The organism is Marinomonas sp. PE14-40 (assembly GCF_051623805.1).
Lineage (GTDB): Bacteria > Pseudomonadota > Gammaproteobacteria > Pseudomonadales > Marinomonadaceae > Marinomonas.
Genome location: NZ_CP130700.1, coordinates 1172657 through 1185700, shown reverse-complemented (window position 1 = coordinate 1185700; position 13044 = coordinate 1172657). Strand labels below are relative to the sequence as shown.

Sequence of the window (13044 nt, the reverse complement as noted above, 5' to 3'; positions counted from 1 at the left end):
AATAGTAGACCTAACTTGAATGACTAGGTAATGTAATCAGTATAAAAACCTTATATATTAGTTTCAAAGTTAAACCAAAAATGTATCTCTTAGGAACAACAACCAAACTATGGATTATCAGACTTTTCAGCCCCACCCGGATTTAGCATCGCTAATCAGTTGTTATTGGACTTTGGAAGTTCCTAAAACGGAAGAGACGCAACGACAGCGAATCATTCCTGATGGCACAATTGAAATGGCGTTTATACTTGGTGATGATATAAAGCGCTATACATCGGAAGATGATTTCATTATTCAGCCTCGCGCTATGGTGTTGGGCCAAACGATTGATCCTTTTTATGTAGAACCTACAGGTTACGTTAATACCTTTGCCATTCGTTTTTACCCTTATGGTTTTGCTAACTTTGTGACTGCGCCTATCAGGACATTGGCAAATAAAGAGACGCCAATAAATACCTTATTTGAAGAAGGTATCGCAGATCAACTTGAACAAGACATCATTCAAGCCACTGGTACAAAGCAACGGATCGAGATAATTGAATCATTTTTTCTGAAGAAGCTCAGTGATCAGGTGAGGGTTAACAGTATCGTTAAAACAACGGTAGAAACGCTTTTAGCAACCAAGGGGTGTACTTCTATTAGTGAGATCCTTAAAGAAGATTTATCTAAAAGAAGACAGCTTGAGAGAATGTTCGTAAAGCAAATTGGTGCTAGCCCGAAGCAATTAGGCAAATTGATTCGCTTACAAAGTACTTTAAAGATGCTGCTTAACGAAGAAGGGGAGAGTCTTACTCATATTGCATATCAACATGACTACTACGACCAAGCGCATTTCATCAAAGACTTTAAGGCCTTCACAGGTGTCGCGCCAAAAGACTTTTTAGGGAATGAAAACATGGCTCTCTCTTCCGCTTTTTATAAGTAATTTAAATCTGTCGCATTTTTACAATTCTGTTTCCCGCCATAAGTTTAGTTTTGTTTATACATTTTAATTAGCCCATGTGAGGCTCTATGAGAAATGTAATCACTAGACTTAGCCTGACCTTAGCAATGTGTATATTTAGCTATTTTGCTTTTAGTGCAGATAATGCTGAAATGGAAAGGCAAAAGAGCGGAACAAACATTAATAAAAGTGAAGCAGATATGAATACTTATATTTCAATTTTCGAAATTCCAGCAACAGATATTTCACGAGCAATTGAATTCTATCAAGCCATTTTAGATATGAATATTGAGAAAGTGGAAATGCCAGGAATGGAAATGGGCATACTCCCCTATGAAGAGCAAGCGGTTACTGGCGTCATCTTGAAGGAAGAAGGTTTACGACCTTCGGCAGATGGTGTGACAATATATCTCAATGGAGGGGAAAACCTTCAAATCATTCTTGATAGAGTTGAAAAGAATAGCGGTAAAATTCTCATTCCCAAAACATCCCATGCGGATGATATGGGGTATTTCGCCATTTTCCTTGATTCAGAGGGTAATAAAATGGGCTTACACTCACCAAATTAAGTGTAGAAAAAGCGAATAACTAATGAAAAGACCTGTTGGTTACACCAGACAGGGTTAGGTTTGTTAATTTTCATAGTAGCTCTTATAGGACAGCCATTTAAATGTTAAATACTTCAATATGGCTGTCTTTTATTTCTCTTTTTCATTTCTTACTATGTAGCAATCTATAACAGTTTGCGAATCATCACCCATAACACTCATCTAGCCGCTCCCTCATCAAGTTAATTAACGATTTCGTTTATCTCTATCGATAGCAATTAATAACAAGGCGAGCATAATCGCCCCGTAGATTGGCCATTGGATTAGCTCGATACGCTCACCTAGTATTAGACCAAGACAAAAAACCAATGTGGGTTCTATATAAGTCAGTAATCCGAACAGGCTGAGCGGGAGTTTTTGTGAGGCGAATAAAAATAAAAGCATAGGTAAAGTGCCTATTAGCCCTAACCCTAGGAAATAGGCCCAAGACCAAAGCTCAATGTGTGGCCATTCATTAAAAGGGTGTAAATAGACCATGGCAAGCAGTGCGATTGGCAATATAAAGAGGTTGTCTAAGGTAAATACTATGTCGCTAGCGATTGAGAAACGTCGGCGATTCATAAAGTACAGCGGATAGCCTAAAGCAATGACTAAGACAATCCACGAGATCCCGTCAGCAATGACATAGGCATAAATTACACCACAAGCCGCAATCATGCACGCTAGCCATTGTGCTCGGGTTAATTGCTCGCCATACACAAAATAGCCAACGGCAACCAAGGTCAGAGGGAGTGCAAAATAGCCTAACGCCACAGAAAGTATTTCACCTTGTAATGGCGCCCAGACAAAAATCCAAAATTGTGGTGCAATCAAACAGGCAGAAAGGAAAAAGTTCGGCCATAACCGCCACTGTTTTAATTGTTCCCATAATTTAGAGATTCGCCCAACCAGGGCTAATCCCAATAACATAATCACAGAGCTCCACAAAACTCTTTGGCCTGTTAACCAATGGCCCGCTTCAGAAGCTGTACCTGTTAGGCTAGGTTGAAACTGTACATACAGGGGCAGCATGGCGAATAAACAAGACGCGATTATCGATGCCAATACGCCTTTCTTGCGTGCAGAAAAATGTACGGTTTTATTCTTAAGCATGGAGAAGGTCATAAGTTATCAAATTAAACTGATTAGATAATGAGTGTTCGAGCGTGGATGATATCATGACATTAGCGCATGCTAGGTAAAGATCGTGAATAACACGATAAAAACTAAGGTGTATTTTGTTCAGCCAGAGTGTCTGTGAACCAGTGAGGTTGTTGCTATTAAATTAAGTAGCAGAATTGAATAGTGGTTTGAGACTAATATAGAAAATGGAAATGCCATTTGGATTGAAGTGTTTATCAGATTCTCTCCTACAGCTAGTATTTAATCTGCATACCCATACAAGGAGTTAAGCATGACAATCAGTTTAAAAAGTGTTGATGGAGTTGTAGTTCAAGAGAAGCATAAAGGCTCGTGTCATTGTGGTTCTGTCGAGTTTGAACTTGATTTGCCCGACGGCCTTCTTGATATAAGGCGTTGTGATTGTTCTTTGTGTCGAAAGCGAGGGGCTATTGCGGCATCAATTCCTTTATCTGGTATTCACATCATTAAAGGGCAAGAGCATTTAACCTTATATCAATTTAATACTAAGACGGCTAAGCACTTTTTTTGTGCCAACTGTGGTATTTATACTCACCATCAGCGCCGATCAAACCCAACTCAATATGGCTTCAATGTCGCCTGTCTGGAAGGTATAAATCCATTAAAAATTGATGATATCCCAACCTATGACGGGGTTAATCATCCCGCTGATAGAAAACCAAACTAAATCAATATAAATATCTACTTCATATTTTTAGGTACATTGTTAGAATGCCAAAAACATTTTTCGAGCATGAGTTAGAGCGAATTTATGGGGAGATTTTATTTCGTCCAGAGCAATATGCTCAGGTAAGAAAATCAAAAGATTTTATGGAAAACTTCTACTCGGGCAAGGTAGAGCTGGATGATCTCGCTAAAGCTGCGTTTATGTCTCGATTTCATTATGTCAGAATTTTTAAGTCTATGTATGGCCTAACTCCGAGGGCTTACTTAAGAGACCTAAGAACCTCTAAAGTGAAAGTTCTTATCAAGCAAGGTCTATCTATTACACAAGTTTGTTTTGAGGTTGGCTATGAAAGTGCGACAACTTTCTCCTCGGTATTTAAAAAATGCACAAGCTATTCACCAAGAGATTATCAAGGTCTCCATAATAGCAATCTAGAATAAGTACTGAATTCAAATGCTAGCTATGATTAATAGCGTCTTAATTTAAATAGGGTATTCAAGCTATGATCAAAATATATGTCACAAGTGTTCCAGTGGATGATCAAGATAAAGCACTCGCTTTTTACACAGAGGTTTTAGGCTTTATCAAGAAAAAAGAAGTGCCTTTAGGTGAGCATAAGTGGCTTACACTTGTATCGCCTGAAGAACAATCTGGTGTAGAACTTTTGTTAGAGCCAATGGCTTTTGAGCCTGCTAAGGTATATCAGGCATCACTTAAAGAAGCAGGCATTCCATGCACTTCCTTTGCGGTTGATGATATTGATAAAGAGTGCGAAAGGCTTTCCAACTTGGGTGTTAAGTTTTCAATGCCTCCAACCGAAGCCGGAACGGTTAAAATTGCTGTACTTGATGATACCTGCGGCAACTTTATTCAGCTGATGCAGGAATTATAGAGAAAGCCTAACTCCAAAAACTTATCTAGACTTCCACTTTACATTCTTACTATTTAGACCCTTACTTTTCTGTGCTTTCACTTTCCATCACTTGATCCAACAAGGTCATGGATTCGGTGAAGTAAGGGTTATAAGTCAGGCGGGCGTGGTTTTTATTTTCTTCTCTGTGCCCCCATGCTGAAAACCACACATCACCCCCGTTCATACAAACAACTTCTTGCTCTTCTGTTTGACCATTACTGCAAATACGGCTTTGTCCTTGAACGCCATAATTTGGGTTGTTAGGGGCAAAAAGTAAGCCCATGTGCGAGCCGTTTGATATACGTTGCTCAGGCAGTCTCATAGATAAGGTTGTAGCCCTTGGTTCTGTGACTGCTTGTTCTCCCTGCCAGATTAAGTGGCTATTGGGGTGACTAAATTGTTGCGTGAAAACATCGATAGCAAATTGAGTATCTATGACTTTATCGCCTTCGCTCATTAGCATGAAAACAGGCTTATCATATTGAGTGTCTTCTAGCTGATCTCTCACTTCGACAGAGGTTTCGTAATAAACAGCGGCTGCACTCATAGGCAGTGAATTATACCTAAGAGGGTTATCTTCTGGATCTTGATCGGCCCAGGTAACAAAGTAGCTAGCAAGCCCTGCATATTTTACCGAAGACGAGTTAGGTTGAAATGCAGGGGAGAAAAGCAGCGCCCCATTGATTGACTCATCTTGGATGGCGAGATCAGTGACTAGGTTTGCCCCCGTGGAATAGCCGCCAACCCAGATTGAATCAACATCAGTTTTTAGTAGTTTTGCGTGATGATCAACAATACCTTGCCAATCTTCCAACGAAGGAAGTTGTAAGTCCCCAACTTTACTGGCATGGCCAGAGAGCAAAACAGTACGTACGAGGTAGCCTTTATCTGCTAAATGCTCAGCAACGTTAATAAAAGAGTAGGGTGTGTCTCCTAGACCGTGCACTAGTAATACACCTTGGCCATTAGGGTTCTGCGGCTCATATTCTCTTGGTAAAACGTCGAGTAATTCAGACTCTTTATCTTGAGTCATAAACACCCGGTTCGTTTCTAACCATTGCTTAGTATCTGCTACATAGTCAGAAAAACTTGTTTGATCATACTTAGGTAGCGTTTTAGCCGCTTGAAATGCGGGGTCTTGAGACTGAGTAGAACAGGCAATTAAAGCGGTTGAGGCAAGTGCGATAGCACCGAAGGTTAAAGTGTTTGTTCTACTCATAATGTGTACTTCAATTTAAGGTTTTAACTTAAGAAACCAGGTTTTAAGATGAATTCATTATCCTCAATTAACGGGTAGGCGATCAAGCCTGACAAGCCTGACAAGCCTGCATTTGGTGTAACTATTAAGCAAATGTGTAACAGTCTTGATACCTTTGTAACGTGCCTTTAAGTCGTTAGCCTTTCAGCGCTTAGTCTTTGGCGTGTTTAACCTAAAAACATGACCAATCTTCAATCCAATATTTTTTATGTTGTTCACAAGCTTGCTTAATGAGTAATTGCGATTGAGTAGACCTGACACTTGGTGGATTTACCGCGCCTGAAAACACGTCTTCGCTATGGCAAATTAAGCTTTTACCAGCGATGTTGTTTAATTCACTTCCGCTACAAGCATAGACAACTTGCTTGATGCCAGACCAATAAATGGCACCAGCACACATGGCACAGGGCTCTGTTGAAGTATAGAGTACAGCCTCTTTACGCTGGCTCTCGCTTAAGTTTTGACACGCTTGACTAACAAGGTTCATCTCAGCATGGCGAGTCGCATCGTGACAGGTATTAACTGTGTTCTCAGCTCTTAATACTTGTTTATCATCTATTACCAATAAGGCACCAAAAGGGTGGTTGCCTGCATCGACCGCAGCTTGAGATAGGTTTAGCGTTTGCTTAAGCCAATGGTTATCTTGCTCTGCTTGACTCATATTTTTACCTTTTTCAATGTGTGTCTGTTTAGCTTCTATTTAGCCATTCTTTTCTTTCTCTTCTTGGAGTCTCGTTTTTTAAGGAGGAATGGTCTGAGAGATGGCGATATTCTATTTTATGGAAAGCTTATTAAGAACTATAATGATTGGTAAAATGCGTTCTAAAAATTAGCACGCTTAAGCTTTGATAAGGAGTTAATTATTACAGCATTTTCAAAAGAGTTGATTTCTTTTATCGAAATAGCGAACGAAGGGTCTGTGCGAAAAGCTGCCAATAAGTTGAATATTTCTGCGTCTGCTTTAAGCCGACAAATGCGTATTTTAGAGGAAGACTATGGCTCTAAATTAATCATTCGTTTACCTCGGGGTATCGAGGTAACTGAGTCTGGTCGCGAGTTGCTGAATAAAGCTGAGTTTTGGCGCAAGCAAGATAAACACTTACGACTTGAAATGCAGCGCATTAATAAAGAAAACCTAGTGGTGTTAAAACTCGGAATTATGGAATGTTTAAGCCAAACCTTACCTCAACAAATTGAGCAAGGGTTGGATCACATTCTTGGACAATATAGATTGGATATTAAAGTCGGAAACACTCATGCCTTATTAACGCAATTGGAGTCGGGTGAGCTAGATGTCATTATTGCTTTTAATGTACAAGATAATCGCCAAGTTCGCCTTTTTAGCCATGTTGATTGCCCAATTGGCCTTATTTATCCACTAAGTTTAAATCTCGCAGAGTCAAATCTAGTTTCAAATACCCCTGTGCCTTTGGCTGATTGCCTACAATGGCCGCTTTGTTTAGCGGATGATGAATTATCTTTTCAACCCAGAATTTACGCCGAAATCATGCGACAGAAAAAGGCCCATACTTTATGTGCCACAAGTAACTCGGTCAATGTTTTAAAGCAGTGGGTGATAGCAGGTCGTGGGGTGACTTTTTTGACTCAGTTTGATGTGGCAAAAGAGCTTACGAATAACGAATTATGCTTTCATCCATTAAAAGAAAAACGCTTAAGCGAAAAGCTCTGTTTGTGTCTCTCAACAAATACGCCAATGAACCAACAGATGAGGGCGATACTGGTACAGCTTGATAAGATCATTCAAGGGTATTGAGTTTTTACAGAGGGCAAATTTACATAGTGTTATTAACGCCATTGAGCACTAATTTCATCTAAATAACCATTAACGTCGTCTTTTTTTCTTCGGCTCCGTCTTATTAGGTATTCAACCTTTAATAATAAACGGAGACCCTATGAGTCAGTTCGATAACACTTTAAGCCGTGGCGATAATACCTTTATCAAAACTAAGCCTGAGATGCTTAATAACTTTTATGGCACGACGGATATTTTCCCTTATTGGGTTGCTGATATGGATTTTCAGGTGGCTCAACCCATCACACAAGAACTTGACCGATTAGTTAAGCGTGGCGTATTTGCTTATGAGTTTAACGAAGAGGGGATCTTTAGTGCTATTAGTCAGTGGTATTCAACACGTCATCAAGTTGAATTATCAGAGAAAAACTTTGTACAAGTACCAGGGGTACTTTCTGGTATTGCGCTCTTGCTCCGACAGTTCACTCAAGCCGGTGATGCTGTCTTAATCCATACACCTGCCTACCATCAGTTTGCTAATTTAATTAATAAAGCAGATCGTAAGTTGGTTAAAAGCGAGCTTATTATTGATGATGTAAATGAACTGAGTGATGTCGATGGTAACGGCTACCAGATTGATTTCGAGCAGTTCGAGCGTCAAATTCAAGCTGAAAATGTTAAAGCCATAATTTTTTGCAATCCTCATAACCCAACAGGGCGAGTCTGGTCTCAGGCTGAACTTGAGCAGGTAGTAGAAATTGCAGCAAGGCATCAGGTTTTGATTATCAGTGATGAAATACATTCAGATATTATCTTTTCTTATAGCAAATTCACCAGTCTGGCTAGCTTTGATTATGAGAATATTATTACTCTGATTGGCTCACCCGCTAAAACTTTCGGCATGCACAGTATTTCAAATGGCTATATTTATACGAATAACCAATCACTCCTTAGCACAATTAAGCATGAAGTCAGTGGCATGTATCTCGATCACGGTAATGCCTTTACAAGTTTTGCCACGATAGCAGCCTATGAAAAGGGTGCTGCTTGGTTAGATGAAATGTTGGTCTATCTAGAAGAAACGCAGGTTTGGATACAATACTTTATAACGGATAATATTCCGCAAATACGGGTTTTTAAACCTGAGGGGACTTATCAAGTTTGGTTTGATTTCTCAGGGCTTGGTCTTGATGAGGAAGCACTGAAGCATCTGGTCTTCAAACAAGCCAAAATGGGCTTAACCCCAGGAACTTGGTTTGGTGCTAAGAGTCCGCAATATATGCGTATGAACATAGCAACCTCTCGCTTTAACATAGTTAAATCGTTTGAACTTCTTAAATCGGCTGTCGCCGCAATTGGTACATTTGAGCCGGTTAAAAAAGAAGCGAAAGAAGATAATATTTCTGGCTGTTGTTAACTAGTGGATTATTTATTGGCAACTTAAAGGTTCTCGTTACTAAAGAGGTTGCTTTTAAGTTGCCGTTTTTATCTTGCTACTTCCTTACAGAATGCCTATTAACGTCTATTATCTGGTGAACGAGTGACGCTAATAAAGCAGATTATAAGGATGAAAAAATGGCATTTAGCAAAGCAGAAATTAAAGACTTAAATGAGATTGAAAGGTTACTGAAAGAGTCTGATTTACCCTATGAAGATTGTCAAAAACATCTTTCAAACTTCATTGTTTGTCGGGAAAATAGCAAAATTATTGCAATGGGTGGTACTGAGGTTTATGGGCGTGTGGCATTAATTCGCTCGATAGTGGTACAGCAAGAATATCGGGGAAAGGATCTAGCGAAAGCGATTTTTCTTCATCTTCAAGCTAGTGCTCAGCAGCAAGGTGTTTCCAGCTTATATTTACTTACTAATAACGCAGAAGACTACTTTAAAGTTTTAGGTTTCTCGCCAGTAATAAGAAGTGAAGTGCCTTTGGCTATTCAAAATACCGATCAGTTTTCTTCACTTTGTCCTGGCACAGCGACCGTTATGGCGCTGAACTTAAGTTGACGTTAAAATCGCGAAATATTTATCGTAAAAACGAATTAGGCATAAAATGAATTTGATATTTGCAATGACATTGCTAATCAATACGGATGTAGGTAGCTGTGGTGTTTCTTCAACAGATGGTTCTATTGAATATGGACGCTTCTTCGATCTCTCTTTTCGTGAGACGGGAATGAGAGATAATGGGCTCTCAACAGCAGAGTCCATTAGTTTAACCAAAGATGAAAAAACAGAAGCGTGGGCTTGTTTGCTTGAATCTTCTAGAAAGAAGTATTGTGGCGCAGTCGCCTTACTGAGCGGATGCTATAAGCATGGCTTTCAGCAAGGTGCTTTACAATGCTCGAAAGATATAGGGAAGTACAAAGAGTATATGGCTTTAAGAAAGGAAGTCTGTCCAAACTAAAGGCTTTCTCTCCAATACTGATGCTTTGTTTGAGCTTCTTTCATGCTTCTTGTATAAAATGCTTTTATCTAACAAACAGTTGTAAAAAAGCACTTATAAGACGTGCTTGTTCTCAGTAATTAGATCATTTTCAAGGAAACCTCATTGAGTACTAACAAACTTCTAAAGGCGTATAACCATCATGAGAGAATTAAGCTTACCTTAGCGGGTTGTCAAAAGCTGGAAACCCCTGATCTCGTGAAGTTTGTTTCAGCTTATGATTTAGGAAGCTACATCTCTTACTCTGATATTCAGGTCGAAGCATTAGAAGAGAGAATAAAAGCTGAAATCAAGTTTTATCAGCAACTTAATGTATCCTTTAAATGGCACACTCTCAGTACGGACGCACCTAGCTCATTGGGTGAAAACCTTATTCGACAAGGTTTTGTAGCGGAAGAGAGCACCGCTTTGATGGTGCTGGACCTTGATGATGTAGCGCTCAATGATACGAGTGAACTTATGGAAAAGCCTGAAGATATTTGTGTTGAGGTTTATGATAAAGAAGGCATTAAAGATGCTATTTCGGTTCAAAAGAAGGTTTGGGGTGGCGACTGTATTACCCAAGAGTCCCACTTGTTGCGACTTAAAGAAGAATCGCCAGAACAAATACGTATTTATGTCATTTATCAAGATGATCAGCCCGTTTCATCTGCCTGGTTAATGTGCCATCTAGACAGTCCTTTTGGCAGTATTTGGGCTGGTAATACTTTGGTAAAGTATCGAGGTAGAGGTTTCTACTCAGCTTTACTCTCTAAACGTATTCAAGATGCTAAAACCCAAGGGCTTAAGTATTTGAGTATTCATGCCTCTAAAATGAGCCAGCCAATTGTCGCTAAATATGGGTTTGAGTGTATCGCTCGCTCTATTAGCTATGCTTATTCCCATCAAGCTTAGGCTTTATTCATAGAATCAATTCAAGAGTGTCATTTTTGGCGCTTCATAGTGCTTTCATAAGGTAAATTATTCTTCTGAATGACGTGATGAATCATTAATTTTTTATAATCTGACATTGACTAACTTTCTTTTGTAAAAAGAGTCTAATTCACTTAAAACCAAGTGAGTCTAATCGTTAAATAAACTGATACTACATGCTTATATAATGCGCTCTGTTCAGGCGTATATTAAAATAACTGTTTGATTTAAATAGCTTTAATAATATAGGATCTATTATGCTCAAAAAGCTTTCTGTTTTTATTTTGCTAGCTTACAGCCAAGCTTCAATGGCTGATAATCAGGTAACCATTGAAACCTTTGCAGACCAGCGTTGCGTTACAACCAACAGTTTGCCAGACCATCCAGCAGGCCCTTTTAGAAATGGTACTCAAGTAAAAGCACTAACGCTGAAACTTTGCATATCAGATCGAACCCTTTTTGGATAGGTTTACCGAATTTGTGACATCAAGTTTCGCAGGTAAACGCCAAAAAATAGGTTCAGTAAAACAAGAGGTAGAGCTGGAAACTGAAAGGCCCATTGCTTTTAAAGTCTTGATAAAAGCGTGTTTAGAACAGCCTAGCTTTTTTGGCCATAACCTGATCACACTGGCTTGGATCATGCGATCTAAAGCTGAGTTTAATGAGGCTCAGCTGGTGGGATTGGCCAAAAACCTTTATCAGCAAGCAACTAACCCGTTAGATGACCCAGAAGATGAATTGGATAAGGGGCTCTTTGCTATGAGCAAAAGTAGCGAAAGCCAAGAAGTCTTTGAACTAAGCCTTAAGCATCTGGTTTTTAAGCAATGTCATAATTTGCATCAGGTGACCCTTGCCGATGCATTGGCTTTTTTATATCTCAATTTTCATCAAGAAAGAGCGGGTATTAGCCGTATTGCTGACTACTATGTGCGAGTGTTCGCATCTATAGAAAACTAAGTATCAATGGTATATGAATACCTATATAGTTAACTAATTGAATAGAATAATGAACTTTCACTGGTTAAATAGGCATTTATGACAACGAATATTCTTACCACAGAGCGTCTTATTTTAAGATCTGTCACAGAGTCAGATTTTGAACCTCTCTTTCAAATGGCTTTTTCTGACCCAGATGTAATGCAACATGCTTTTGAAGCTAAGGTACTTTCTCGTGAAGAAGCCATAGCTTTCTTCTTAAAAGATTTTGATTTAGAAGCATCAGGTAAAAAAGCAGGAGTCATAATCGAAAAAAGTACAGGTGCCACAATTGGTTTTGGTGGATTGATTGCAAGTTCTGTCTTTGGCGCAGAGGATTACGAAATAGGGTTTGTATTTGCTAAAGATTCTTGGGGTAAGGGCTATGCAACTGAGATAGGCAAGGCGCAAATTGCTTATGGACTAGACACGCTTAGCCATGACCGAATGTTAGCCTTTGTTGCACCTAAAAATTTAGCCTCTGTGGCAGTGCTAAAAAAGATAGGCATGTCTCATTTCAAAACGATCGAGACACAGACGCGTGGCCCTCGAGAAGTTTATGCGGCTTTTGCGACAAACTTGCTCCGGGTAGATGCCTAGGTATGCTTATTAAATCAGTTTTGTATCAGATCAGCTGTTGAGTTTGCTTTAGTCCGGACTTTCAAAAAATAACTATCGACAATTTCTTGATAGCGGCCATTGTCTTTAAATTGTTTTAAAACTCTATCAAACTCTTTAATTAATAGTGTGTGATCTTTCTTTTTTGAAAAGGCAATATAACTGGGTGTTACTTGAATGGGAGGAGAGAGTAGACTGAGTGACTCGTTAAAGCCTAATTTTGCGATATCATTTTTTGCGCCAAACTCATTACTTACCCAGATATGAATACGTTTAGCCTCTAGCATTTTGGCGCAAGATCCTGAACTCATTGTTCTCTGAACCTGTTTAAACTCACGGTTCTCAATGGCTTCATCTATGAGAGGGCCATAACTCACCTTGTTTACAATACATAGCCGATAAGCTGAATAATCTGGCGATGTTTGAGCCACTTTACTTAATGAATTGGCATAATCACTATGAACAACAAGTCTTATTTTTTGGTCAAATAATACTCCTTGGTTGTAGTCTAAAAAAACTTCTCTCTCCTTGGTCTTAAACGCCGTAAAAATGGCATCTGCTCTTCCTTTTTTAACATAAGCTATCGCTCTCGCCCAAGGTAAAACCTCTATGCTAATAGGCTGATTTATGGATTGAAATACCTCTTTTATGAGAGTTACTGCAATGCCTGTGACTTGATTATCAACTACCTCGATATAGGGAGGGTACTCTAAAGAAACAAGCTTTAATGTGGTGGAAGCAAAGTTGGGTAAGCTGGTTGTACCTAAAAGAAAAATAAATAAGAGATGTTTTATCATGAGTTTTTCGTCAT

At 39.2% G+C, this 13044-nt stretch carries 17 protein-coding genes; 13 read left to right on the top strand and 4 right to left on the bottom strand.

The genetic code is table 11. The features are described from left to right. The first annotated feature begins 109 nt into the window (after positions 1-109). Both Q0A08_RS05425 and Q0A08_RS05420 read left to right on the top strand, forming a co-directional pair. A complete protein-coding gene (locus Q0A08_RS05425; RefSeq protein ID WP_438465463.1) occupies positions 110-925 on the top strand; it encodes an AraC family transcriptional regulator in 816 nt (271 codons plus the stop codon). An 86-nt stretch (positions 926-1011) separates the two neighbouring features. After that, the gene (locus Q0A08_RS05420; RefSeq protein WP_438465462.1) at positions 1012-1512 is read left to right on the top strand and encodes a VOC family protein; all 501 of its coding nucleotides are present in this window, start codon (positions 1012-1014) and stop codon (positions 1510-1512) included. A 225-nt stretch (positions 1513-1737) separates the two neighbouring features. Here Q0A08_RS05420 and rarD read toward each other — a convergent pair whose 3' ends face one another. Further along, positions 1738-2643: an EamA family transporter RarD gene (gene rarD / locus Q0A08_RS05415; protein WP_438465461.1), complete on the bottom strand. Its 906-nt coding sequence runs from the start codon at positions 2641-2643 to the stop codon at positions 1738-1740. Positions 2644-2944: 301 nt separating this feature from the next. On the opposite strand from rarD, the gene Q0A08_RS05410 reads away from it, so the two are divergent. From Q0A08_RS05410 to Q0A08_RS05400, 3 genes are all read left to right on the top strand, one after another. Beyond that, a complete protein-coding gene (locus Q0A08_RS05410; RefSeq protein ID WP_438465460.1) occupies positions 2945-3358 on the top strand; it encodes a GFA family protein in 414 nt (137 codons plus the stop codon). A gap of 44 nt (positions 3359-3402) precedes the next feature. Continuing rightward, positions 3403-3798: a helix-turn-helix transcriptional regulator gene (locus Q0A08_RS05405; protein WP_438465459.1), complete on the top strand. Its 396-nt coding sequence runs from the start codon at positions 3403-3405 to the stop codon at positions 3796-3798. 62 nt (positions 3799-3860) lie between these two features. Beyond that, the gene (locus Q0A08_RS05400; RefSeq protein ID WP_438465458.1) at positions 3861-4250 is read left to right on the top strand and encodes a VOC family protein; all 390 of its coding nucleotides are present in this window, start codon (positions 3861-3863) and stop codon (positions 4248-4250) included. Positions 4251-4311: 61 nt separating this feature from the next. On the opposite strand, the gene Q0A08_RS05395 is transcribed toward Q0A08_RS05400, so the two are convergent. Together Q0A08_RS05395 and Q0A08_RS05390 are read right to left on the bottom strand one after the other, a co-directional pair. Further along, positions 4312-5490 (bottom strand): alpha/beta hydrolase, encoded by a 1179-nt coding sequence (locus tag Q0A08_RS05395; protein ID WP_438465457.1) that lies wholly within the window; start codon positions 5488-5490, stop codon positions 4312-4314. Between the two features lie 211 nt (positions 5491-5701). Continuing rightward, positions 5702-6190, bottom strand: a complete 489-nt coding sequence (locus Q0A08_RS05390) for a nucleoside deaminase (protein ID WP_438465456.1) — start codon at positions 6188-6190, stop codon at positions 5702-5704. 222 nt (positions 6191-6412) lie between these two features. On the opposite strand from Q0A08_RS05390, the gene Q0A08_RS05385 reads away from it, so the two are divergent. From Q0A08_RS05385 to Q0A08_RS05350, 8 genes are all read left to right on the top strand, one after another. Continuing rightward, the gene (locus tag Q0A08_RS05385) at positions 6413-7303 is read left to right on the top strand and encodes a LysR family transcriptional regulator (protein WP_438465455.1); all 891 of its coding nucleotides are present in this window, start codon (positions 6413-6415) and stop codon (positions 7301-7303) included. Between the two features lie 139 nt (positions 7304-7442). Then, positions 7443-8699 carry a MalY/PatB family protein gene (locus Q0A08_RS05380; protein ID WP_438465454.1) on the top strand — a complete coding sequence of 419 codons (1257 nt, stop codon included), beginning with the start codon at positions 7443-7445 and terminating at the stop codon, positions 8697-8699. A gap of 158 nt (positions 8700-8857) precedes the next feature. Continuing rightward, positions 8858-9289 (top strand): arsenic resistance N-acetyltransferase ArsN2, encoded by a 432-nt coding sequence (gene arsN2, locus Q0A08_RS05375; protein WP_438465453.1) that lies wholly within the window; start codon positions 8858-8860, stop codon positions 9287-9289. A 46-nt stretch (positions 9290-9335) separates the two neighbouring features. After that, on the top strand, positions 9336-9689 hold the full coding sequence (locus tag Q0A08_RS05370) for a hypothetical protein (RefSeq protein WP_438465452.1): 354 nt from the start codon (positions 9336-9338) through the stop codon (positions 9687-9689). A gap of 144 nt (positions 9690-9833) precedes the next feature. Beyond that, positions 9834-10622: a GNAT family N-acetyltransferase gene (locus Q0A08_RS05365; RefSeq protein ID WP_438465451.1), complete on the top strand. Its 789-nt coding sequence runs from the start codon at positions 9834-9836 to the stop codon at positions 10620-10622. A 275-nt stretch (positions 10623-10897) separates the two neighbouring features. After that, positions 10898-11107, top strand: a complete 210-nt coding sequence (locus Q0A08_RS05360; protein ID WP_438465450.1) for a hypothetical protein — start codon at positions 10898-10900, stop codon at positions 11105-11107. A gap of 13 nt (positions 11108-11120) precedes the next feature. Further along, entirely contained in the window at positions 11121-11597 is a 477-nt protein-coding gene (locus tag Q0A08_RS05355) for a hypothetical protein (RefSeq protein WP_438465449.1), read from the top strand. Between the two features lie 78 nt (positions 11598-11675). Continuing rightward, the gene (locus Q0A08_RS05350; RefSeq protein WP_438465448.1) at positions 11676-12215 is read left to right on the top strand and encodes a GNAT family N-acetyltransferase; all 540 of its coding nucleotides are present in this window, start codon (positions 11676-11678) and stop codon (positions 12213-12215) included. A gap of 14 nt (positions 12216-12229) precedes the next feature. On the opposite strand, the gene Q0A08_RS05345 is transcribed toward Q0A08_RS05350, so the two are convergent. Beyond that, positions 12230-13030, bottom strand: a complete 801-nt coding sequence (locus Q0A08_RS05345) for a substrate-binding periplasmic protein (protein ID WP_438465447.1) — start codon at positions 13028-13030, stop codon at positions 12230-12232. Between the last annotated feature and the right edge of the window lie 14 nt (positions 13031-13044).